The sequence below is a fragment of the Selenomonas sp. WCT3 genome, from assembly GCA_900100835.1.
GTDB lineage: Bacteria > Bacillota > Negativicutes > Selenomonadales > Selenomonadaceae > Selenomonas_A > Selenomonas_A ruminantium_E.
Genome location: FNCM01000008.1, coordinates 44,529 through 69,073, shown reverse-complemented (window position 1 = coordinate 69,073; position 24,545 = coordinate 44,529). Strand labels below are relative to the sequence as shown.

At 50.7% G+C, this 24,545-nt stretch carries 22 protein-coding genes; all 22 read right to left on the bottom strand.

What is annotated here, in order from left to right; genetic code table 11:
- Window positions 1-158: 158 nt before the first annotated feature.
- The gene (locus tag BLQ36_RS08500; RefSeq protein WP_074515193.1) at window positions 159-719 is read right to left on the bottom strand and encodes a hypothetical protein; all 561 of its coding nucleotides are present in this window, start codon (window positions 717-719) and stop codon (window positions 159-161) included.
- A gap of 9 nt (window positions 720-728) precedes the next feature.
- Window positions 729-1,325 carry a hypothetical protein gene (locus BLQ36_RS08495; protein ID WP_074515192.1) on the bottom strand — a complete coding sequence of 199 codons (597 nt, stop codon included), beginning with the start codon at window positions 1,323-1,325 and terminating at the stop codon, window positions 729-731.
- 31 nt (window positions 1,326-1,356) lie between these two features.
- The gene (locus BLQ36_RS08490; protein ID WP_074515191.1) at window positions 1,357-2,145 is read right to left on the bottom strand and encodes a TPM domain-containing protein; all 789 of its coding nucleotides are present in this window, start codon (window positions 2,143-2,145) and stop codon (window positions 1,357-1,359) included.
- A 31-nt stretch (window positions 2,146-2,176) separates the two neighbouring features.
- Window positions 2,177-3,334: a zinc finger domain-containing protein gene (locus BLQ36_RS08485; protein WP_074515190.1), complete on the bottom strand. Its 1,158-nt coding sequence runs from the start codon at window positions 3,332-3,334 to the stop codon at window positions 2,177-2,179.
- Between the two features lie 200 nt (window positions 3,335-3,534).
- The gene (locus BLQ36_RS08480; protein WP_074515189.1) at window positions 3,535-5,604 is read right to left on the bottom strand and encodes a polyribonucleotide nucleotidyltransferase; all 2,070 of its coding nucleotides are present in this window, start codon (window positions 5,602-5,604) and stop codon (window positions 3,535-3,537) included.
- A 140-nt stretch (window positions 5,605-5,744) separates the two neighbouring features.
- On the bottom strand, window positions 5,745-6,020 hold the full coding sequence (gene rpsO, locus BLQ36_RS08475) for a 30S ribosomal protein S15 (RefSeq protein WP_033169248.1): 276 nt from the start codon (window positions 6,018-6,020) through the stop codon (window positions 5,745-5,747).
- Window positions 6,021-6,187: 167 nt separating this feature from the next.
- On the bottom strand, window positions 6,188-7,117 hold the full coding sequence (locus BLQ36_RS08470) for a bifunctional riboflavin kinase/FAD synthetase (RefSeq protein ID WP_074515188.1): 930 nt from the start codon (window positions 7,115-7,117) through the stop codon (window positions 6,188-6,190).
- A gap of 61 nt (window positions 7,118-7,178) precedes the next feature.
- Window positions 7,179-9,719 carry a hybrid sensor histidine kinase/response regulator gene (locus tag BLQ36_RS08465; RefSeq protein WP_074515187.1) on the bottom strand — a complete coding sequence of 847 codons (2,541 nt, stop codon included), beginning with the start codon at window positions 9,717-9,719 and terminating at the stop codon, window positions 7,179-7,181.
- 134 nt (window positions 9,720-9,853) lie between these two features.
- Window positions 9,854-10,723 (bottom strand): tRNA pseudouridine(55) synthase TruB, encoded by an 870-nt coding sequence (gene truB / locus BLQ36_RS08460; protein WP_074515245.1) that lies wholly within the window; start codon window positions 10,721-10,723, stop codon window positions 9,854-9,856.
- A 35-nt stretch (window positions 10,724-10,758) separates the two neighbouring features.
- Entirely contained in the window at window positions 10,759-11,709 is a 951-nt protein-coding gene (locus BLQ36_RS08455) for a DHH family phosphoesterase (RefSeq protein ID WP_074515186.1), read from the bottom strand.
- Between the two features lie 6 nt (window positions 11,710-11,715).
- Window positions 11,716-12,093: a 30S ribosome-binding factor RbfA gene (gene rbfA, locus BLQ36_RS08450; protein WP_074515185.1), complete on the bottom strand. Its 378-nt coding sequence runs from the start codon at window positions 12,091-12,093 to the stop codon at window positions 11,716-11,718.
- 34 nt (window positions 12,094-12,127) lie between these two features.
- Window positions 12,128-14,512 (bottom strand): translation initiation factor IF-2, encoded by a 2,385-nt coding sequence (infB, locus tag BLQ36_RS08445; RefSeq protein ID WP_074515184.1) that lies wholly within the window; start codon window positions 14,510-14,512, stop codon window positions 12,128-12,130.
- Between the two features lie 19 nt (window positions 14,513-14,531).
- Window positions 14,532-14,852: a L7Ae/L30e/S12e/Gadd45 family ribosomal protein gene (locus BLQ36_RS08440; RefSeq protein WP_033169243.1), complete on the bottom strand. Its 321-nt coding sequence runs from the start codon at window positions 14,850-14,852 to the stop codon at window positions 14,532-14,534.
- A 2-nt stretch (window positions 14,853-14,854) separates the two neighbouring features.
- Entirely contained in the window at window positions 14,855-15,148 is a 294-nt protein-coding gene (gene rnpM / locus BLQ36_RS08435; protein WP_412582800.1) for an RNase P modulator RnpM, read from the bottom strand.
- The gene (gene nusA, locus BLQ36_RS08430) at window positions 15,145-16,281 is read right to left on the bottom strand and encodes a transcription termination factor NusA (protein ID WP_074515183.1); all 1,137 of its coding nucleotides are present in this window, start codon (window positions 16,279-16,281) and stop codon (window positions 15,145-15,147) included. The genes rnpM and nusA overlap by 4 nt, the downstream gene beginning before the upstream one ends.
- A 41-nt stretch (window positions 16,282-16,322) precedes the next feature.
- A complete protein-coding gene (gene rimP / locus BLQ36_RS08425; protein WP_033169241.1) occupies window positions 16,323-16,778 on the bottom strand; it encodes a ribosome maturation factor RimP in 456 nt (151 codons plus the stop codon).
- A 133-nt stretch (window positions 16,779-16,911) separates the two neighbouring features.
- Window positions 16,912-17,292 (bottom strand): hypothetical protein, encoded by a 381-nt coding sequence (locus BLQ36_RS08420; RefSeq protein WP_074515182.1) that lies wholly within the window; start codon window positions 17,290-17,292, stop codon window positions 16,912-16,914.
- 67 nt (window positions 17,293-17,359) lie between these two features.
- A complete protein-coding gene (locus tag BLQ36_RS08415) occupies window positions 17,360-17,812 on the bottom strand; it encodes a hypothetical protein (protein ID WP_143558719.1) in 453 nt (150 codons plus the stop codon).
- Between the two features lie 205 nt (window positions 17,813-18,017).
- Complete coding sequence (locus tag BLQ36_RS08410; RefSeq protein WP_074515180.1) at window positions 18,018-19,031, bottom strand: methyl-accepting chemotaxis protein; 1,014 nt, start codon at window positions 19,029-19,031, stop codon at window positions 18,018-18,020.
- Between the two features lie 10 nt (window positions 19,032-19,041).
- The gene (locus tag BLQ36_RS08405) at window positions 19,042-20,154 is read right to left on the bottom strand and encodes an FIST signal transduction protein (protein ID WP_074515179.1); all 1,113 of its coding nucleotides are present in this window, start codon (window positions 20,152-20,154) and stop codon (window positions 19,042-19,044) included.
- A 155-nt stretch (window positions 20,155-20,309) separates the two neighbouring features.
- Entirely contained in the window at window positions 20,310-22,616 is a 2,307-nt protein-coding gene (pcrA, locus tag BLQ36_RS08400; protein WP_074515178.1) for a DNA helicase PcrA, read from the bottom strand.
- 86 nt (window positions 22,617-22,702) lie between these two features.
- Window positions 22,703-24,349 carry a putative manganese-dependent inorganic diphosphatase gene (locus BLQ36_RS08395; protein WP_074515177.1) on the bottom strand — a complete coding sequence of 549 codons (1,647 nt, stop codon included), beginning with the start codon at window positions 24,347-24,349 and terminating at the stop codon, window positions 22,703-22,705.
- Between the last annotated feature and the right edge of the window lie 196 nt (window positions 24,350-24,545).

The following is a 24,545-nucleotide window of genomic DNA, read 5'->3' as shown; positions in this document are numbered from 1 at the left end:
AGAGCTAAAAACAAACAAAAATGGACATATGTCAGTGTGAATGCTATAATAATCCTTGTGATTATCGTGTCTCAAAAAGTACACTTTTTGAGACAAAAACGGCCCTACATCCTAGTGCTATTAGGATGTAGGGCCGTTTCTGGTCTCTACGGGCGATATTATTTGTCCCTTTCTACAAATTCCAGGCTGGAAATACTCTCCTCCACTTCGTCCTTGGCCTTTTTGCTGCCGGCGTGGTAGATATAGGTCATTACTAGCATATCGTGCCTTGGGGTGGTGATGACCTCCATTTCGTAATCTTTTCCTTGCTTCTCGCCGGTGAAGGAGTAATGCCGAACACCGACATTATGAATCGTTTCCCGTTTCTGATCTTTTAGGGTTACATTTTCCAGTTGATACTGCTGGAAAGTTTCCATAAGGCGCTTGGGGGGCTCTTCCGTTAGGAAATCATTTTTCTCCATTCCCTTTAGTTCCTTTGAATGCATATCAAAGAAGAAATCACCACACTGCGCCTGCTGCACCAGCCATCCCTTGGTATTTAACGGATAGATTTCGATTTTCTCCGGTAGTTTCACCCGTAATTCTCCATTCCATTCGTTGGCAATCTGCTGGGCATTCCAGGAATAAGACGCGGGCAGGATATTGAACAGCCCAGCCGCTATCAGCAAAATAACCGCTAAATAGATGACGCGGTTGCAAAGTTCGCTAAAAAAATTCATGGTTCTCTCCTATTGTATCTTCATCGAATCCAGGGATTTCTCAAAGGCATCAATCACGAAATCTTCATCTTTCGCCTCCTTACTCCATGCGATACAAATGCACCAGACATCCTTGCCGTTCTGCGCTCCCATAAAAGCCTCTTTCGACTGATTCGTTTCCCCCTGTATGACGTTAAATTTCATACCACCGGCACGGCGAATCCCCGTATCATTTACTTGCAAATTCCTGGCTTGCGATAAATATAGCTTGCCAAAAAACTGCTGGTCGAAGGTCAGCGTCTGACTTTCCTTCAACACTCCATGCATCATTTTTATATACCCCTCAGAATGCTCGCCTTTACTCTCATAACTAGTAAGTTCCACAAAAGGCGTCCACGAGGTAGATTCGTGATTTTCCACAACTTCCATGGGCAAATCCATCGCCAGCACTTTCCCATCCGATAGGTTGGCTTTAAAGGGATACCAAAGACAGTCAAATTCCTGCGTCGACATCTCGGGGGCTTCGTGCCAGCGGAAGCCTTCCTCTGGTGCATTCCGGTATGCGGCGATAACGCCAATACTGATAAGGACTAAAAACAATTTTATGAGTTTCCAAATGATGTTCAAAGGTATCTACTCCTCTTGTAGAGATTGTGAATCAGAAGCTGCCACCACCGCCTCCGCCACCGCTGCTACTGCCGCTTGAGCTGCTGGATCTTTTTACCCGAACGACAGTCACGCCCACCAAGATATCTTTTTGCTTGGTTATATTCACACTATCTTTATTCAAATAGTCATCGGCTTCCTTTGCCGCTTTTACGTTGCCCATGCACTCCAGTAAGGCACAGGTAAAGATAGCTGCCAGCAATAGCCCTAGTACCCCGGCTATACCGGCAGATAGCTTACTAAATGCCTTAGGATCATCCTCGATAGCTTTCTGCTCGTAATAGGCATCGATTTGCGTATTGACACTTTCCACAAAGGCAGTGAAACTTTCCCCATACTTCCCATCGGACAAGTCGCTGAGGAATGCTTCTTTTAGCTTCTCGATGCCCTTGCCATCGGTTATGATGGATTTCATTTTGCTGCTGGTGGCCACATACCATTTCCGGTTCTCCATATCCACCAGCAGCAGGATTTTTCCCTTTTCGCTGCTGCTATACTGTTCGTTAAGGATTTGATGGGCATAATCAGATATCTTTTTTCCCTGTGGCAGTTTTTTCACGGTGCAGACTGCAACTTTTATTTTCTGCTTACGCTCTACTCTTTTTATCTGTAACTTGAGTTCGTCTAGCTGCTGGGGCGTTAAAACTTTTGCCTGGTCCACCACCGGCTGGTCATAGCTTTTCATCGGGTCGTCCGTCTTGGCAGCCATTACCACCGATTGACTCAAGAAGAACAGCAGACAGAGCAGCTGGATAAATAATACGAATTGTTTTCTGGGCATATTACCATTTCTCCCTTTTTACCATACTTTCTCAAAATAGAATCGAAAGAATAACGGGGATGCAGAACCAAAGATAATCTTCCACGACGGGCAGGCAGGTCTTGATGATGTAATATAAAATAATCGTCGAAACCGCAAAGACCACGGTGAAAAAGGTGCATCCCTTTATGGTACTCACTGGTAGTGCCCCCGCCACCTTACCGGTCTGGCCGTTCATCATAAAGGTGTATACTTTGCCCTTATAACGGCTGGTTACAACCCATACCGGTGCCATGGCATAAGCTACACTGCCCCGTATTTTTTGTATTTCCGCCTCGGTACAATCTACGCTTTGATATCCCTGTACCGATTCTTTGAGCTGTTCGATGGTGCTTTCCCTTACCCGTTCATCGGCCCTGGGACCAGCGTCTTCCGCATCCACATCGTATTTATCCGCTAAAAATCCTGTCATGTAGGCATTGGAAAATGGTACCATATCCTCATAGTTGAATGGCTCTATGCTTTCCATATAGTCATTATCCATTTTCTCACTGCCATCCACCGGAATCCTGGCAAAGCTCATATTCCCTTGCCGCAAACATTCATAATGACTGGTCTCCGTTACCGTCTCATCCCCATCGGTAAAGACGCGTATTTTTTTCGCATGAAAGTTGGCAAAGGATGTCACCGAAGAATCAAAAAGCCAAAAAGGCACATAAAGGGCCTGAACGGATTCGATGCGATTCTGATTCATAAAGCCATTGGGGAGCAGCAACAATCCCTTATAGAACTCCTTAATGGCCTTCTTAGCTTCCTCTTTAGTCGTTTTAAAGGGAATGATATAGTCCGGCCTCAATGTCCCGCTGAAGCGCTGGGGTATCATGACCGCATGGCCACAATAGCAGCATTCCGTTGCCATGGTATTGTTATCGGCTAGTATCTGTGCCCCGCAGGACTCGCAGACAAAGACCTTCATGGTCGCCGCTTCCTGCCCGCTCCACCTATCGCCAGACACAACGTTTTTCCATTTGATGCCTTCCCCGTTTTCCCGCTGAGCTGCCATAGCCTCCTTGGCTTTAAACAGCTCTTCCATTGCCGCTGCATCTAGTTCTGTATCACAATGCTCACATTTTACCTTTTGTGCCCCTGGACTAAATTCCAACGGAGCACTGCAATTCGGACATTGGTAGGCTACCGTATTATCCGCCATAGTACCACTCTTCTCTTATTTCTCAATCAATATCATCTGTTATTTATTTTCATTTTCATGAAAACACAATGAAATTATATTCTCCCATCTTTAAAAAATTTTTATGTTTTGCTTAATCGGTGGTAAAATGCACCGTATAAACTATCGGGCATAAAAAAATCCGCAGATTCCCATTGAATCTGCGGATTTTTCCTATTATCTTAGAGACAAGCCTTATGGCTGAGGTTTACGCGGCCCTTATCGTCGATTTCGACAACTTTGACCTGGAGCTGGTCGCCAATCTGGACCACGTCTTCGACTTTCTCGACGCGGCGGCTCGAAAGCTGGGAGATGTGACAGAGACCTTCCTTGCCCGGCAGGACTTCGACGAAGGCGCCGAATTTCATCAAGCGGGTTACTTTGCCCGTGTAGACTTCGCCGACTTCAACTTCGCGGACGATGTCTTCAATCATCTGTTTTGCCTTCTTCATGCCCTCAGCATCAACGGAGGAAATGAAGATATTGCCATCTTCGTGGATGTCGATTTCGACACCCGTCTCATCGATGATTTTCTTGACGACCTTGCCGCCCGTACCGATGACGTCGCGGATCTTGTCGACTTTGATCTTGATGGTCTCCACGCGCGGTGCATAGGGCGAGAGGTCAGCAGCCGGCTCCGCGATGCACTCGAGCATCTTGCCGAGGATGAAGGCGCGGCCGCGTTTTGCCTGCTGCAGAGCCGACGACAGGATGTTGCGGTCGATGCCGGCAACCTTGATATCCATCTGGATAGCCGTGACACCTTCCGTCGTACCTGCCACCTTGAAGTCCATATCGCCAAGAGCATCTTCCATGCCCTGGATATCGGTGAGAATCGTATAGGCATCCCCTTCTTTGACGAGGCCCATGGCAACGCCAGAAACCGGACGTTTGATGGGAACGCCGGCGTTCATCAGGGAAAGGGTGGAACCACAGACGGAGCCCATGGAGCTAGAGCCATTGGACTCGAGAATTTCCGATACGAGGCGAATCGTGTACGGGAACTCCTCGATGGACGGAATGACCGGCACGAGGGCGCGCTCAGCGAGGGCGCCATGACCGATTTCGCGGCGTCCCGGGCTGCGTATCGGCTTAGCCTCACCGACGGAGTAGCCCGGGAAGTTATAGTGATGGATGTAGTGTTTCTTCGTCTCAGGTCCAAGGCCATCGATGATCTGCTCATCGCCAAGGGAGCCCAGGGTCGTGACCGTCAGCACCTGGGTCTGGCCACGGGTGAAGAGACCGGAGCCATGGGTGCGCGGCAAAAGTCCCACTTCGCAGCTTACCGGGCGGACTTCTTCCACCTCACGGCCATCCGGACGAATCTTTTCATGGGTAATCATATGGCGGACGATGGATTTTTCGAGATCATGCAGTGCCATGGCAATCTCTTTGTCCATCTCCGGATAGTCCACGAGGAAGTGCTCCATGACATCGGCGTTGATGTCTGCGATATGGGCATCGCGGTCGAGCTTGTCCGGGTTGCGGGTTGCTTCATCGAGACGGTCCTTGGCGTAGTCGCTGATAGCTTTTTCGAGTTCTTCCGGAACCGTGAACAGCTTGACTTCGCGTTTTTCTTTGCCGCAAGCCTGCTGGATCTCTTCCTGCCAAGCGACGATACGCTGGATTTCTTTATGACCATAGAGGATAGCATCGAGGATGACGTCCTCCGGCAGTTCGTTGGCACCAGCCTCAACCATCATGACGGCATCCTTGGAGCCAGCAACGGTCAGGTTCAGCGTCGATACCTTGCGCTGCTCTTCCGTGGGATTGATGACGAATTCATCGTTTACGCGGCCAACGCGAACGCCGGCAATCGGGCCCATGAAGGGGATATCGGAAACCGTCAGGGCTGCCGAAGCACCAATCATAGCGGCCAGTTCCGGGGCGTTGTCCTGCTCTACCGACAGCACCGTCGCCACGATCTGAACATCGTTGCGGAACCCTTTCGGGAACAGCGGGCGAATCGGACGGTCGATAAGACGTGCGCAGAGAATGGCGTCACTTGACGGACGACCCTCGCGTTTGATGAAGCCTCCCGGAATCTTGCCAGCGGCATACATTTTTTCTTCATAGTCAACCGTCAGCGGGAAGAAGTCTACGCCCTCGCGCGGTTCAGCGGACGCCGTAGCCGTAACCAGTACGACCGTATCGCCATAGCGAACCAGTGCCGCACCATTTGCCTGTTTCGCCATTTTTCCGTTCTCAATGACGAGCTTGCGGCCCCCCAGTTCCATTTCGAAACTCTGCATGAATCTATTCCTCCTAGTATGTTAGTACGATAATTATTTCCAACGTAATGTATCATGTTCGACGTATTTGGGAATAATCCTTTATGGTAAAGTAAAAAAAGCGGGATTAAACCCGCTTTTTTATCAGGAATCGCCTGTTATTAGCCAATCGTAGCGCGGATGCCGAGCTTAGCGATGATGGAACGATAACGCTCGATGTCCGTCTTGTAGAGGTAGCTGAGGAGACGGCGGCGATGACCAACCATTTTCAGCAGGCCACGACGGGAATGATGATCCTTTTTGTGCTCCTTCAGATGGTCCGTGAGGTACTGGATGCGAGCCGTGAGAACAGCGATCTGTACTTCCGGCGAACCCGTGTCACCCTCGTGAACGGCATACTTCTGCATGATTTCCTGTTTTGCTTCCTGAGTTAACATGTGAAAACTCCTCCTATAAATAAAATATTAGCCATCAGCTAAGGGTGCGTCGGAGAACTTCGCAAGCTGAGCTGAGGTCCTGTGGTGAAAATCACCTTTGCTAGTATAGCATAAATGCGCGGGCTTTGTAAATGCCTATGACAAAATATTGACTGCAGCTCTCACTTTTAGGAGATTTCGCGCCAATACTTCCGGGCGTTTTCTTTATCCCGGTGCATTTGGGCCACCAGGGCATCAATTCCCTGGAATTTCTTTTCCTCCCGGAGCTTGCCCAAGAACCGCACTTCGATGACTTTGTCGTAGATATTCTGGCTAAAGTCCTGAATGTTTACCTCCAGCCGGCGGTTGCAGCCCTCAAAGGTGGGATTGGTGCCGATGTTGGCAAGGCCAGCGTAGTGCTTGCCCTCATAAAGGACTTCGCAGGCATAGACTCCATTTGGAAGCATAACCCGCGCGTCGGGGATTGCCAGATTAGCCGTGGGAAAGCCCAGGGTCCTTCCCCGCTTATCCCCATGAATCACCCGGTCTACCACCGTAAAGGGATAGCCGAGGAAATCATTCGTCTCGGCCAGATTGCCCAAATCGATAAGGGCGCGGATGCGGGTACTGCTGACGGGGCGGCCATTCCGCAGGATTGCCTGACAGACTTCTGCCTGAAAACCGTAGTCTTTGCCTTCCCGCAGCAACTGGCGCTGAGTCCCCTTCCCCTTGGAGCCAAAGGTGTAATTAGGCCCCGTTACCACATAACGGGGAGCAAAATAGCTCTTTAACATCGAGAGAAATTCTTCGGGGCTTTTAGCCGCAAAATCCTTGGTAAAAGGAATCGAGACCAGCACGTCAACGCCAAGTTCTGCCAGGCGGCGCTCCCGGAGCAGGTTGTTGCCAATCTGTTTGGGCAGCGCCACCGGCGCAATAATTGACATGGGATGATTGCTGAAGGTAAAGACCACCGCGGTTCCCTCAATCTCTCTTGCCAGCTCCACCGCCCGGTGGATGATGCTCTGATGGCCGATATGAACGCCGTCAAACATGCCTAACGCCACCACAACATTTTGGTATTCCTTGCTCAAAGCGGTCAGCTTCGAGTATATTTTCATGCTATCACCTTTTTGTAAAGAAATTTCCATCGATATATTATACTACACTTATGGCGTTCTGTCAGTTTCGGTTTTGCTCCGTCACGTCGGCTAAGTAAACGTAATAGACGTATTCGGTTCCGTTAAACACTTTATAGCCCACATCGGCCACATGCCGGATAGCGCCATCCCTGCGGACGATGTCGTAGTCGATGTAGTCGAGATTGTCCCCGGATTCTTCCTGCTGTTCCTCAATGGCCTGCTGCACCGCAAAGAGATCTTCCACATGAACCATGGTTTTGAAGGAACCCCCCACAAACTGCATAAATTCGGCTACCGTGGAGCAGCCAAAAATAGCCGCCGTATCGGAATCTGCATAAATAATCTGTTCATCGAAGCCAGCCCGATAAACAAAGAAGCCACACAGGCAGCCAAGCTGCTGGTATTTTTCCCGGAAGGCTTCCAAGGCATCGTGATGGACATAGCGGCTCGAATCCAGCAAAACGTCTTCGATGGTATCGTACAATTTGTTTACGTCGAAGGGCTTTGCCACATGGGCATTCATTCCCGCCAAGACGGTGCGGTGTTTATCTTCGTCAAAGGCGTTAGCCGTCATGGCGATGATGGGAATGCCGGCCTGATAGGGCACTTCGAGCTTGCGAATCCGGCGAGTGGCCTCGTAACCATTTAGGCGTGGCATCTGGATATCCATGAGGATGAGGTCATACTGCCCCTCCTTGGCTTCGGCTACCATCTTTACCGCCACCTCACCATCGGCAGCGTGTTCCACTTCAAAGCCCTTATCCGTCAAAATGGCCATGGCGATTTCCGCATTGAGTTCGTTGTCCTCCACCAGCAGGATTCGCATGCCCTGGAACTTAGCATAGTCCCGATGGATGTTTTCCTGTTTGCTATGAACCAGCCGCTCGGTGATGCGGAAGGGGAAAGTCACCACAAAGGTGGTTCCCTTGCCCAGCTTGCTGGTAACCTCAATGGTTCCCCCTAGTAAATCCACCAATTCTTTGACAATCAACATGCCAAGGCCAGTCCCCATGATACCGCTTTGGGTGGTGGTCTTTTCCCGGGTGAAGGCCTCGTATAGATGGGGCAGGAATTCTTCGGGCATGCCGATTCCCGTATCGGCGATGGTGACCTGATAATAGGCATAGCCTTCTTTTTCCGAAGGAATCTCCCGGATGTCCATGGTAACCGTACCGCCTGAGGGCGTATATTTATAGGCGTTGCTCAAAAGGTTCAGCATGATTTCCCGGAACTTGGTGAAATCCACCAACAGATCCTCATGTTCGACCTCTAAGGTATGGGAAAAGGTGAGATTCTTTTCCCGCATCTGGGTCTCAAATACCGAGCAGATGGCCTGATAAATCTCCCGGGCATTGCCATAGGATTCATCCATGGTGGCTTTGCCGCTTTCGATGCGGGCCATTTCCAGCACGTTGTTGATAAGGGACAACAAAAATTCATTGGATGCCTGGATTTTTTTCAGATACTCCCGCACCTGCTCCTTGTCGTCAAGATTTTTCTCGATGAGGTTCGTAAAGCCGATAATGGCGTTCATGGGGGTGCGAATGTCATGGGACATATTGAAGAGAAACGCCGTCTTCGCCTTATTGGCCGCATTGGCAGCATCTTTGGCAATTTCCAGTTCGTCATTTAACACGCGGATTTCTTCAAGCTGTGCCTCCTGGGTCTCATAGGCTTCGGCCAGCTGTTTGCGCCGCTCCATTATCTCATCCTGTTTCTTCTTCTCCTTTTCCACAATTTCGCTGACATCCCGGCAGCCGTAGAAAAAGGCCACATTGCCGTTCTCGTCTAAGATACGGGAATAAGTTCCCTGATAATAACAGCGTTTCCCAGCTTCGTTCACCAACATATAATCCACTTGATACAACTTTCCCGACTGGGTCTTTTCCATCAGGGAATCGATGGAAACATCCCGTTTGATGCGGGCGCGGTCTTCGGGAATGATATAGGTGTCGCAAAAGTTTTCGATAAATTCCTCGTAGGAGCCGCCGTCAAAGGCCGCCAGCCCCTTGTTGGCATTTACGGCTTTGCCATCGTTGCGGACGACTCGCAGTTTATGATTCAAGGCATCGATGATGTAGGTAGTCAAAAATTCCTGGGCCAGTACCTTGTACATTTGCCGTTGCAGATCCAGCCGTTTTTGTTCCGTAACATCCGTTATTATGCCCACCGACTGCCAGGGATACCCATCGGCATCCTTTAACTTGCGCACGGCAATATGAAACCAGCGTGCTACATTGTCTTTGCGCCACATGCGAAATTCAATATGGAACACCGCTCCATGTTCCTGGCATTTGTCCACGTCGTCGATATGGGCATAAAGACGCCCTCGGTCTTCTGGCAGGACATAATCCAGCCAGTGGGACATGACTTGACTAAATTCGCCATCATCTGCGTAGCCAAGCATTGACTTGAAGGTGTCACTCCAGGACATTTTGACGATATGCCCCTTGTCGTCATAACAAATCTTCCATTTGCCAGTATTTTTCGCAGTATAAAGCACCTCAAAGGGATTTTCCTTCACCAGCATATTTAGGAGCGTGTCACTTTTTTTCTCGATTTTATCGTTGAATTTGTCCATGATTCTGCCCATCCCATGCGTAAAATCGGTACCAACAGCCTTTCTATCTGATAAAAAAATTAGACAAAACTAGCCAAACTCCTTTTTGCCACGCAAAAAAGCCCCAAATCCAGCTGAGGATTTGAGGCTTTCGGTCAATGTTTTAACACCTTGACGGGAATAACTTCCATTTTTGACCGGTCAAACCGGCCAATTCCTATGAATTTGTCGTTCGCATACACCTTTAAGGTCTCACTCTTAGGAATGTGCTGACGCACTCCCGACGACAGGCCATTGCCAAAGGCCTTTTCCCGCAAGGGATTCAAATCGTAGCGCTCCAAATGGCTCAGAAAATCTGACGGGTCAAGCAAGGCACTTGCCCCTTTTTCCTGAAACTCTTCCAGCGTCAGCGCATCTTCCAAACAAAAATCCCCCACGCGGCGGCGCACGAGAAAGGCCATAGTGGCAGGAATCCCCAAGGCGGCACCGATATCGGCGCACAGGCTGCGGATATAGGTGCCCTTGGAACAATCCGTATCGATGAGGATGTTATCCCGCCGCTGGGCTAAGAGTTCTAGCCGATGTATCGTGACTTTTCGGGATGGGATCTCGACGGATTTTCCCTCCCGGATGAGGTCACAAGCCCGACGGCCATTTATCTTGATGGCTGAGTGAGCCGGCGGCACTTGCGTAATAAGTCCCGTAAACTGTTTCAGCACTTCACCGATTTGGTCAGCGGCCGGCATGACAAAATCCTTCTGGGATTCGATGATTTCTCCCGTGTCATCGCCACTATCTGTGGCCAGGCCAAACTTTACCTCAGCCCGATAGGTTTTATCGGCCAATTCCAGGTATTCAATCAGCCGGGCAGACTGGCCCACGGCGATGGGCAAGACGCCTGCGGCTGCCGGGTCCAGTGTCCCCGCATGGCCGACGCGCTTGATGTGAAGCACCCGGCGCACAAAGCCAATGACATCATGGGAGCTCATGCCTGGCGGCTTTAAGATATTTAAAAAACCGCCGATTTCGAGATTTACCGGAACTTCCGGTTTTCTTGCCGTCATGCCTGCTGCTCCATGGCGGTGCGAATTGCCGCCAAAAGTTCTGCTTTTGCTTCTGGAAAGGGTTTTTGGATGGCACAACCGGCTGCCCGGACATGACCACCACCACCGAACTGCGTAGCAATCTTCGTGACATCTAAGCCCTTGGAACGCATGCTGACGCGGCAGAAGTCTTTTTCCTTCTCCTTGAGTACCACCGCCAGCTCCGTGCCCTCGATGGTACGAATCATGTCCACCAGCCCTTCGCTTGACTCGATGGTTTCAAGGGTTGCGTTGTCCAGGAATACACCTACCACGCGGCCCTCATGGAATAATTCCATATGCTGCAAGGCGTCTGCCAAGCCCTTGACGCTTTCATAGGGCCGGCGTTCTAGGCCTTCCGAGATGATATTGGGCTCAACGCCAGCGGCTAAGAGCTCTGCTCCGGCCCGCATGGTGGCAGGCGTCGTATTGGAATAGCGGAACCAGCCGGAATCCGTTGCCAGCCCCGTGTAAAGGCACATGGCACAATCCTTGGTGAAGGTTCCCTTCATCTCTTTGACTAGTTGATAGATTATTTCTGCGGTAGCCGCACAGGTTCCATCGAGATAGAGCATATCAGCTGCATCGTCATTGGTAATGTGATGGTCGATATTTAAAACCGGCGCCTTGACCACTTCGCTGACACTGCCAATGCGGTCAAGACTTACATCCAGCGCCACCAAAAGGTCGGCGGCGATAATCTTTCCTTCTTCCGGTTTCCCTATATGCTCATATCCCGGCAATACATCAAATATTGCCGGGATATCATCATCGATGAGAACCTGGGCCTCTTTGCCAAGCTCCTGCAGAAAATGCATCAGTCCCAGGGACGAGCCGATGGCGTCGCCATCAGGATTCGTATGAGCCGTGATGATAATCTTCTGCGCAGCTGACAACTTGGCCGCAGTTTCCCTCAATGAAATTTTCATATACTGTTATTGCTCCTCAGTCGGATTCGCTTTTTCTTCCTCTTCTGCCTTGATTTTAATCAGCAGTTCCTGGATATGAGCACTGTAATCCAGCGACTTATCCAAGGCGAAGGAAAGCTCCGGCGTGAAGCGCAGGCGGATGCGTTTGCCGATTTCCCGGCGAATGAACCCAAGACTGCTGGTAAGTCCAGCCCAACAATCCTTTACCTGCTGCTCGCTGCCCATGAGGCTCACGTAGATTTTTGCTTCCCGGAGATCCCCCGTACACTCGACGGAAGTAACCGTCACAAACCCAATGCGCGGGTCTTTTAACTCCTGCAGGATAATCTGGCTGATTTCCTGTTTCATGAGCTCCTGAACTTTTTCTACTCGAAGCTGACTCATCGGCACACGCCCCCTTTATTGTTACTCGTAATGATCAATCTTCCATCTCTTTCTGAGCTTCAGCCTGTGCCTTGCGTTTTTCAGCAGCTGCCTTGTTGGCCTCGGCGATAGACGTAGCAATTTCCTCCATCGTGTAAGCCTCGATGATGTCGCCTTCCTTGAAGTCACGGAAATCGACAATCGAGATACCGCACTCATAGCCCTCACGGACTTCCTTGACCTCATCCTTAAAGCGGCGCAGCGAATCGATTTCGCCATCGAAGACTTCGATGTTGTCGCGGATGATGCGGATCTTGGAGTTGTTGCAGATCTTGCCTTCGAGGACGTAGGAACCAGCAACGAGAGCCTTCGAGAACTTCATGACCTGACGGATTTCGACGCGGCCCTGGACGACCTCTTTGTACTTCGGCTTGAGCATGCCGCTCATAGCGTCCTTCACATCGTTGAGGGCATCGTAGATGACGCGGTAGGTGCGAATGTCCACATCCTCGTTGTCAGCCACCTTGCGGGCATTGGCATCCGGACGGACGTTGAAGGCAATGATGATGGCGTTAGCAGCCGAAGCCAGCATGACATCAGACTCGTTAACGGCACCGACACCGGAGTGAACGATGGAGACGCGAACCTCGTCGTTCTTGTTGAGCTTCAGGAGCGAACCGCAGAGGGCCTCGACGGAACCCTGAACGTCGGCCTTGACCACGATATTGAGGTCTTTGATTTCGCCTTCCTGAATCTGCTGGAACAGAGCATCCAGGGATACCTTCTTGCTCTTCATGAGCTGGTTGCGCTCGCGCTCAACCCGGGCCTCGGCAATGCTGCGGGCCTGTTTCTCCTCGAGAACGGCCAGGATATCGCCGGCAGCCGGAACATCGTTAAGACCAAGGATCTCAACTGGTACCGACGGGCCAGCTTTCTTGACGTTGTTGCCACGGTCATCAATCATGGCACGAACCTTACCATAAGTCGTGCCGCAAACGATGGAATCACCGATGCGCAGCGTACCGCTCTGAACCAGAACCGTTGCTACCGTACCACGGCCCTTATCGAGTTTTGCCTCGATGATGACGCCGCGAGCCTCACGGTTCGGGTTAGCCTTAAGCTCTTCCACTTCTGCTACCAGCAGGACGTTTTCCAGCAGGTCATCGATACCCATCTGTTTCTTGGCCGAAACCGGAACCATGATGGTATCCCCGCCGTATTCCTCCGGTACGAGGCCATGCTCCATGAGTTCCTGTTTGACGTGATCCGGATTAGCGCCCGGTTTATCAATCTTGTTGATGGCCACGATGATAGGAACCTCAGCAGATTTGGCATGGTTGATCGCCTCGATGGTCTGCGGCATAACACCGTCGTCTGCAGCGACTACGAGGATAGCGATATCCGTAATCTGCGCACCACGGGCACGCATAGCCGTGAAGGCCTCATGACCCGGCGTATCGAGGAAGACAATCTTCTTGCCCGAGCAGTTGACCTGATAAGCACCGATGTGCTGGGTAATACCGCCAGCCTCGTGGGTCTGCACGTGCGTATTGCGAATGCAGTCGAGGAGCGACGTCTTACCGTGGTCAACGTGACCCATAACCGTTACTACCGGCGGACGAAGTTTCAGGGATTTCGGATCGTCCTCAATCTCAGGGATTTCCGTCGGGTCTACATCTGGCGGCAATTCCTCACAGGTAACGCCAAACTCCGAAGCAACAAGAGCTGCCGTATCGAAGTCGATTTCCTGGTTGATGGTAGCCATTACGCCCATCATAAAGAGCTTCTTGACGACTTCAGCTGCCGTGTAGCTCATCTTCGATGCCAGGTCTTTTACCGCGATGCTTTCCGGCAGTTTAATGTGCTTCGGACGAGCAATCTCGACCTTCGGTGCCTGCTGCTGATTGCCTCCACGGCGATTGTTACGGCCATTGCGGCGGTTGTTGCGATCGTTGCGGTTGTTGCCGCCACGGTTATTGCGCTCATTGCGCTCATTGCGGTTGTTGCGTTCGTTGCGCTCACTGCGGTTATTGCCACCGCGATTATTGCGCTCGTTACGGTCGTTGCGGTCATTGCGGCCGCCATTGTGATTGCCACCATGATTCTGGCTGCTTTCCGTCCGGCGTTCCCCATTGTTATGGGCGCCATTGCCGCCATTATTATGGTTATGGTTGTGGCTGTTGTTATGGGAATTGTTCTGCTTTTCCCCATGATTTGCCTGCTTTGGCTGCTCTTTCTTTACTGGTGCAGCTTTCGGCTGGCTCTTGGCAGCTGGTGCCGCTTTCTTGTCGAAATGGGCTTTAATTGCATTACGTTCTTCGTCACCAACACTGCTAAGATGATTTGCCACTTTATAATTACCTTTCTTCAAGATATCCAGTACAACTTTGCTCTCCGTATGGAACTCTTTTGCCAATTCAAAAACTCTGTATTTGGACATCGATCCACCCCCGATTATATCATAGCGATTCCTCCATAAGCTGGTGCAGTTTCTTGGCAAAGCCCGCATCGGTCAGCGCAGCAGCTGCCCGGTATTCTTTCCCGAGGCAGGTGCCCAGCAACTCGCGGTTAAGCCCTTCTGCATAAGGAACCTCATATCTATTTGCTAAACCTATATAGGTCTTTTTCGATTCATCAGCTGCATCAGCGGCAATCAAAAGATAGACTGCCTGTTTTTTCTTCATCGCCTGCTCCACAGCAAAGGCTCCGGAAACAATCCGACGCGCCCGCTGGGCCATGCTCAAAAGATTGGTAATGCGCTGTTCTTTGGTAAATGCCATAGTTATTCCTCTGTCCGAACCGCTTGAAGAACCTCAAGCTGATGCTGGAGTTCTTCATAGACGGCAGGATCAATAGCATTCTTGAAGGAACGCTCGAGGCCATGATTTTTGCGTGCGGCCTCAAAGCATTCCTGCTTTGGACAGATATACGCACCGCGGCCGGCTTTCTTGCCCGTGGTATCCACGGAATACTCGCCTTCCGGGCTGCGTACAATACGAATAAGTTCCTTTTTCGGATGACTTTCCTGGCAGCCCAGGCACATCCGCTGCGGAATTTTCCTCGTTTTCAAAATCATTCACCCTCTGCCGTGAAAGACTCGTCGCTCTCGACCTCAACTTCATTCATGTTCGCATCGAGCTGTTCATCAGCAGCCTGCGACTCACTCTTGATATCGATTTTCCAACCGGTAAGTTTGGCAGCCAGACGAGCATTCTGACCTTCCTTGCCAATGGCAAGCGACAGCTGATAGTCCGGAACCACCACGCGGGAAACTTTTTCCTCTTCGTTGACAGCAACGGAAACGACCTTAGCTGGACTCAGGGCATTGGCGATGAACTTAGCCGGGTCTTCACTCCATTTGACGATATCGATTTTCTCGCTGCCGAGTTCATCCACGATGGCCTGAACGCGCATGCCGCGGTGGCCAACGCAGGAACCAACTGGATCCACATCTTCGTCCTTGGACCAAACCGCAATCTTCGAGCGATTGCCCGGTTCACGGGCCACCGACTTGATTTCTACGATGCCTTCCTGAATCTCCGGAACCTCCAGCTCAAAGAGGCGCTTTAACAGGCCTGGATGCGTACGGGATACGACAATCTGCGGGCCTTTGTTGGTCTTTTTGACTTCTACGATATAGGCCTTGATGCGGTCGCCATGTTCATAGCTTTCCGTCGGAATCTGCTCAGCCGGCGTAAGTACGGCTTCCGTCTTGCCCAGGTCAATGAAGACGTTGCGGTTTTCAATGCGCTGAACCAAGCCCGTCAGGATATCGCTCTCACGGCTCTGGAATTCCTCATAGATAATGCCGCGCTCAGCTTCACGAATGCGCTGAACCACTACCTGTTTTGCCGTCTGGGCAGCAATGCGGCCAAAGTTTGCCGGCGTTACCTCGATTTCGATAACGTCGCCTACTTCGTAATCCGGACGAATCGTACGAGCCTGGGCCAGCGAAATCTCCGTAATATCGTCTTCCGTGTCCTCCACAACCGTCTTGATAGCGTATACGTGATAATGACCCGTCTCGCGAGAAAGCGTTACACGGACATTCTGTGCCGAACTGAAATTGCGCTTGTACGCAGAAATCAAAGCTGCCTCGATAGCTTCAAACAGCACCTCTTCATCGATGCCCTTCTCTTTACCGAGCTCACGCAGAGTCTCCAGAAACTCCTGTCCATTATCCTTCGCTTTCGTTGTTTTTCTTGCCAAAATTTTATCCTCCCAATTATAAAAGGCCTTTGGTAACAGCCTTAAAAATCAATGTGCAGGCGAATCTGCGCCGCCTTCGAAAGTTCTACCACCGTAGAATCGTCCAGCGTAATGGCTTTGCCATCAAAGCCGGTCAGGACCCCAGTCAATTCCTTTTTGCCATCCATTGGCGCATAAAGGGAGACATCAACCTTCTTGCCCTGCTCGCGCTCATAGTCGCGCGGCTTACGCAGTACGCGGTCAATTCCCGGTGATGATACCTCCAGGATATAGCTGTCTGGAATCGTGTTCTTCTCATCCAGAACGGCTTCCAGCTTCTCGCTGAGTTCCTGACAATCCTCGATATCAATACCACCGTCTTTATCGATGTAGACGCGCAGATACCAATCCGTATGCTCTTTGACGTACTCCACATCTACGAGTTCCACCACATCCTGTCCGGCCAGGAGTTCAGCTGCCATAGCCTCTACTGCCTCTTCGATATTCTTTGCTGCCATACATCCACCTCCCCATATAATCTGTTTCCATACATACGATTAAAGAGTGGGTTTGCACCCACTCTTTAACATAAGATAACTTAAATTAACTTTTAATAGTATAACACGCACCGACCCTTGTGTAAAGGGCTTTTTATGCTTTGCGCGAAAGCTTTTCGCCACCATCAATGGAAATATGGGGTTCTACATAGGTATTGTTTTCCCAATAACCGCCTTCCCACTGAATGAACAGGTCATGCTCGCCATTGGCTTCGAGGATGACATAATGTCCCGAGCCCGGGTTCGTATTCGTAACACCGTAGGCCCGTACGATCCGGCAGCTGTTGATGACACCTGGCTGGATATTCACCACAAAATGACCATCTTTGTCATACCATTTCCCCGTGAAGGACTGTTCTGCCGTTGCCGCGCTGGCTGTAGAAACCAGACCCCAATCCGGTGCCACATTCGACACCGCACCAAAAGAAAGTACAGATACTGCCATTGCTGCCGCTACACAAAAACGTTTCATCATACTATATACCTCCTAATGTTGATATATATGATATTCGCGGGACTTAGGCAATATCCTTCTTTTTTCTTTAGCCCATTGCTACAACATAGCGGCTTTGAATCGCTTCCATCATCTTTTCGTAGCAGGCAAAGAGATTTTCGAGAACTGTCAGGCTCTCATCGTACTCGCGGCGGCCAAACATATTGCGGATTTCCTGCCGAGCGGCGATGTTGTCATCATCATAGATATCCAGCAGCAGTTTCATGCTGACACGATGACCAGAACTCCGGTCGCTGCTCAATTTGTTAAGCAACAAGGTATACAGGACTTTGAGCCGTTCGGTAAAATCATGAAGTCCCTTGGCCGGATAACGCTTGAAATGAATCGAAATGATTTGACCGGTCAATAACTTGAGTTCTTCCCACTTGTCATCATCGAATACCCAATCGTCACGCAGCCGCAGGTCTTTTTCGATAAATGCGTAAGCACGCATTCGCTCGGTCCAAGATGTCGACAACAGCCATCGATAAAACCTTTCCACAAAAACCCCTCACTTTCTTAGTGCTCCTCTGCAGAATCCTTATCGATTCCAGTTCCACCTGAATTGGTTGCTGTCTTCTAGTTCTCTAGACCTATTATACTGTATTTTTTTAATATTCGCAATATGGTCAGTGATGTATACACAGGACGCACAACGCCCCCTTTTCCGACGAAAAGAGGGCGCTGCTGCTATTATGCAATTGTCATCAGTGACGTTCCTTTACCAGGATTTTGACCTGTCGCAGGAAATCAATCATGTTGCAGGCAATGACGTTTTTCTCACTCATGAGCTCTTTAAGGCCATGGATATTCTGGCGCATGGAAGTGACCAGCCCGCCTACCGAGTTGGCGCCATCCGCCACGGAAGCCATCATGCCGCTGGTCTTATGGATACCAGCAGCAATGCGGCGGCTATAGTCGCCGACGCTTTCCGTGCTTTTGGTTACATCCTCAAAGTTGGCCTGTACCTGGCCCACAAAGGAGGCATTTTCTGCCGTCTTCTGGCGGGTCTGTTCAATGGCTTGATTCAGTTCTGCAATGGACTGATAGAGAGAATTGATATTCGTATCGATACCTTCTACCAGACCCTTCGTGGAGGCCGCCAACTCGCGAATGTTTTCCGCGACGACACTAAAGCCACGGCCGGCCTCACCAGCGCGGGCCGCCTCGATGGAAGCATTTAAGGACAAAAGGTTGGTACGGGTAGCAATCCCCTCAATGCCCTCGGACATCTTTTTAATGTTGGTGAATTTTTCCTCCAGCTGTTGGAATACCGTCGTAATATCATCCAACTTGCCTTCGATTTCCTCCATTTTGCCAGCCAGCGAGCCAACACTATTGCCCGCATCGCTGACGACGGACTGAGACTTCTCCATGATGGTAGAGATATTCTGGGCATAGTCCTCCAGCTTGTTAAAGTGATCATTAAGGGAAGCAAAATCCTCGTTTACCTGCCCGATGCCCGTATAGGTTTCGTTCATCTTGTGGACGTATTCTGCGATGCCAGCTTCGGCCTGGGTGAGTTCATTCATGCGCTCATCCAGGTAATCAATGCCATAAGCAATCTGCTCATCGACCCGTGCATTCCCAGCCGCTGCCGGCCCGGCATTTCTTGCCACAGTGGCTGCCACCTTAGGGGCTGTCACCGGCTGCGGTTTCTTTTCCACTGCTCGCTGATTGTACAGCGGCTCTTTGCTTTTTCCAAAATTAAAGAATCCCATGATATGCTCCTTACTCAAAAACCGCGGCAATCATCGTCTGATTGAAATGCTGCTCATAGATTTGCTCGCCATAGCCACCCCAGCCAACGTAATCGCCTAGAGCAGTGCCCATGCTGCGGAAGAATTCATCCGCATAGCCTTCACTTTCAAAAAGCAGGGTGCGGGCCAGGCAGTTAACCATAATCGACAGGGACGGACGTGGCACCTCCCGCTGGATTTTCTGTATGGTTTCCCGATTAACCTGACGATAGTCGTCAGGCTGCAACATGACAATTTGGTCGTTCTCATAGATTCGCGCATGGTATTTCATCGTCCGACGATCCGTATCCAAGTCATCGTTGGCGATGATATACATATCCTTGCCAATAATGCGCCCCACCGGATTGCTGTCTAGGAAGCTGCGATCCAGCTGGGATACCGACAGGTCATGCATCTTAGCCTCCATTTCCGACGCAGGACAGCCATCGTAGGCCATGACCTTGCGATGAAAGGCATCCACCGCCGTAGCCGTCAGCGGTTCACAGATTGGCTTGTAGATATTTTCGCGATAGAGATGGATACTGCCGCCAAGATTGCGGAGCAGCACGAATACGCTGGCCTTGTCATAGACTTTGCCGTTTAGCGATACCAGCGTCTTTTCCGCCAGCCCCCTATCCCCAGCAGTTCCGCCAAAGACTGGGATATTTTCCTTGCGCAGTACCGAATTTAGTACCGCCAGCACCGACTCCTCACAGGAAATCAAGCCATTGGTAGCCGTCAGACAGATCGTATCATCGGCGCGGTGCATACCAAGCCTCCGCACTGCCTCCTGCACCCGGCCCACGTATTTGAGGGGGCAGCGGTCCGCCTCCTCCAGTACGTTACCCACGCATTCAATGCCACTTTCAATGGAGAGCACTTCCAGCGTATCGTGGAAAATGCCCGCCTGGGAAAAGGCTGCTATCGACGTGGTTCCCATGACGATGCTCTGAGGGAACCGAGCCTGCATCTTGCTGGCAGTCTCGGTAAAAGCATCAACGGTTGTCGTAAACCAAACGAATTTTGCTTGCGTCATGCCCTGGCAAGCCCGATTGATGGCATCATCCACCGGCACGGCCTGACTGCGTCCAATTTTATACTCCATGTTGTTCTCCTTGTCTCTATTCAACTCTGCAAGGACTTTTGTCCACTTTAATCAACATTTAATTAAAGTATACTACGCCGCGTTTTTTTCTGTCAATTAAAATCCCCCTTGCCGCCATACCAGCAGCAAGGGGGAATCCACAATTCGATAAAGTTTTATGCCTTGGTTATCGGTGCATATTTTTGCATGAGGCCCTTAACGCCCTGACCGGGGAAGGCAATCTTGAGCTCCACTTCTTCGCCGCTGCCCTTAACCGACACGACGGTGCCGACGCCCCATTTGCCATGGCGCGCCTTGTCCCCCACCTTCCATTGGATGCTGGTATCGGGACGAATGACGCCGCCACTTGGCTGCACATTGACGTTTTTCTTTTGCAACGCCGCCATGGCCTCCAGAGCCGACTGGGGCTTGCCGTTGAAATGAACGCCATTTCCCATCTGGTTGGCACTGGGCCGAAAGCTCATAAAACCGCTTTGCTGCTGAGCACCGTAGTGGTTGGCGTTGGCAAAGCCATAGGCATTAGCCCGGGCCACCAGCCGCTCCACATATTCGTCGGGAATCTCCTGTAAGAAGCGGGAGGGCGGGAAGGCATTGGACTTGCCGTAAATCGTACGCTGACGGGCATTGGTCAAATAGAGCTTGCGCTCAGCCCGGGTAATGCCTACATAACAAGTGCGGCGTTCCTCTTCAATCTCATTGTCGTCCATGAGGGTTCGGGAATGTGGGAATAGCCCCTCCTCCATGCCAATCATGAACACAATGGGAAATTCCAACCCCTTGGCCGAATGAAGGGTCATCAGCGTGACCCGGTCTTCTTCCATATCGGCGTTGTCGATATCCGAAACCAGCGACAACTGGGACAGGAAGGTCTCCAGATTTGGATTGTCCTCGGTCTTTTCAAAGTCCTTGGCCACGCCGATGAACTCCCGCAAGTTTTCAATACGCGACTCGTTCTCCGGCTTATTTTCTGCCTTGAGTTCAGCCAGATAGCCAGATTCCTCCAACACCTTGTCAATGAGATCATCAAGATGCATGTTAGCCTGATAGCCCATAAACTGGAAAATAAAGGTAGAGAAAAGCTCCAGGGGCTTTTTGACCCGGGCCGTAATTCCCGGAATGGTATCCAAAAGTTCCGGGTTGGAAATGACATCGAACAGCGACAAACCGTTCTCATCGGCATAGGCCGTGAGTTTTGCCAGCGACGTGGCGCCAAGGCCCCGCTTGGGCACATTGATGATGCGCAAGAGGCTCACCGTATCGAGCGGGTTATAAATCACCCGCAGATAGGCAAGAATATCCTTGATTTCCTTGCGGTCGTAGAACTTAAGGCCCCCCACCATGGTATAGGGAATGCCCGAGCGCATGAACATTTCCTCGATGACACGGGACTGAGCGTTGGTGCGGTAGAGAATGGCCATATCGCCATAGGAAGCATTGAAGATGGTCTTTTGCTTGGAAATCGTGGTGGCGATAAACTGCGCCTCGTCGCGCTCATCACGGGCCTCATAGCTTGTAAGCTTCTCCCCCGTGGCGTTCTCCGTCCAAAGGTCCTTCTTCTTGCGGTTGATGTTATGCTCGATAACCGCATTGGCCGCCGCCAAAATATTTTTCGTAGAGCGGTAATTCTGCTCCAATTTAATGGTCCTTGCCTCGGGATAGTCCTGCTCAAAATCCATAATGTTGCGGATATCCGCCCCGCGCCAGCCGTAAATAGACTGATCGGCATCACCAACGACACAGAGATTATGATGCTGGGCCGCCAGGATTTTCGTCAGCTGATACTGAGCTCCATTGGTATCCTGATACTCGTCCACCAGGATGTATTTGAACCGGCGCTGGTATTTCGTGCGGATTTCCTCGTTTTCCTCCAGCAGGATAACCGAAACCATCAAGAGGTCATCGAAGTCTAAGGCATTGTTGGTGCGAAGTTTCTGGGCGTAGAGCTTATAAACTTCGGCCACCTTCTTCTGGTAGAAGTTATCGGCATCCCGTTCCATGGCCTTCGGGCCCATCAGCTGGTTTTTCGCATTGGAAATCGCGTTTTGGATGGCATTGGGCGCATATTGTTTTGGATCGAGATTAAGTTCCTTGAGGCAGTCTTTGATGACCACCTGGCTGTCACTGGAATCATAGATGACAAAGTTTTTCTTATAAAGGTCTGTCGCTTCAATCTCGCGGCGCAGGAACCGGGCACAAAAGGAATGGAAGGTGCTGAGCCAAACATCCTTTGCTCCTTCACCAATCATGCGGTCAACACGCTCACGCATCTCCGTGGCGGCCTTGTTGGTAAAGGTAATGGCCAAAATATTCCAGGGCTGCACCCCCTGCGCCAGCAAATTGGCAATCTTACAGGTCAGTACCTTCGTCTTACCTGAACCGGCACCGGCCATAATCAAAAGCGGGCCGTCCGTATGCTTTACTGCTTCTGTCTGCGCGGGATTCAAACCTTCAAAAATTTCCAAAATGTCCTCCTGTATCCTAAATCAACGGAATAATAAGCCTTCCCCATATGGGGAAGGCTTTAATTTCTATGGTATTACGCCCAATCTTAGTTGGCAATGCGTTTTACTGCCTCGGAAAGTGGCGGGATGATCTGCTTCTTGCGGCTCATGACGCCCGGCAGATAAACATGGGTGCCGCTGGCATCCTTCTTGAAGGCCTCGCCGATAAGCGTCTTCGGCGAACCAGCGTACAAGAGATACGTTGCCTCTTCGAGGATATCCGTAACCATGACCAGGCTCATGTCGAAGCCTTCTTTTTCGCAGATATTGGTCATAGCTTCGATCATCTGCGGCTCCAGGTCCATAACTTCTTTCGGGTCCATAACGGAAATCTGGCTGACGATAATGCGGTAATCGCCAATCTGGAACTCCTTGAGGTCGTTCTTGGCAATCTCCACCGGCGTCATGTCGCCGATACCGGAACCAGCTTTGAGCATGGCCATGCCGTACTCGTTGATGTCAACGCCAGCGATTTCCGCCAGGCGCTCAGCCGTCTTCTTATCATACTCCGTGCAAGTCGGGGACTTGAAGAGAACCGTATCGGAAAGAATAGCCGAAAGCAGCAGGCCAGCAACGGAGGCCGGGATTTCTACATCATTCTGCCAATGCATGTTGGCCACAATCGTTGCCGTGCAGCCCACTGGCTCAGCATGGGTGTAAATCGGTTCGCTGGTCTGGATGCCGCCTAAGCGATGATGGTCGATAATCTCGACAATCTTTGCTTCCTCAATACCCTCAACGGCCTGACCGCGCTCGTTGTGGTCAACGAGGATAACCTGCTCGCGCTCCGGCATAACCATGTTATCCCGGGAAATGATGCCGACGAGACGGCCGTTCTCGATAACCGGATAGTTGCGGTAATTGGTCTCTTCCATGGCGCCCTTGATATCCGACAGCATGTCCAGCGGCTTGAAGCAAACCGGATCCGCATGCATAATGCGGCGGATTGGTACACACTGGTTAATCAGGCGGGCAATCGTATAGGTGTCATACGGCGTCGACAGGACAAAGGTGTTCTGCTGTTCTGCCAGTTCCAGGACTTCTGCACATACGCGGCCATTGCCCGTGATAATCATGCAGGAAACGCCTTGTTTGACAATATCAATCATGGTCTCGTCATGACGGTCGCCAACGAGAACGATGTCTTTCTTATCGATGACTTTTTTGATGGTCTCAATGCTGCCAGCAGCAATGCGGACACTGCCTTCGATGAAAGCCCCTTCATCGCCAGCCACGAGAACCTCGCTGTCCGTAGCGGCAATGATGTCACGATAGCGAACACGCATCTCGGAAAGATTCTGCATCGAAAGCTCCTGGAAGTAGCGTTTTGCCAAATCCGAAACCGTAACGATACCAACCAGCAGGCCTTTGCTGTCCGTTACCGGAACCGATTTAAGGTCATGCTCACGCATGACTTCGCCCAAATGACGAAGTGTATCATGCTGCTTTACCACGATTTTGCAGTCCATGGTGATATCTTTTACCCGCGGGTAAAGATCCGTCAAGAGAAGCGGCTGCTCTACCTTGAAATACTCCAGCGCATATTTCGTCTCAGCATTGACTTTGCCTGCACGTGCTGGAACAACATTCTGGCCAAGAGCCTGCTTCAGATGCGCATAACCGATGGCCGAACAGATAGAGTCTGTATCCGGGTTGCGATGTCCGATTGTGTAGATTGGTTTCGTATTCTTCATGGTTTGGAAAAACCTCCTCAAAATATCTAAGCGTGACCTGCGTCACGATTTTTACATAGTCCGTTTTTTATTATACCGCTAGACCCCACGGTGCGTCTAGTTCTTTCTTTCGATTGGTAGTAACTTTTACTCCTATCCCTACCTAATGCAAAAAGCAGTGAATCCTTACAAAAATAAAAGCGGGCGGCTTGACTTG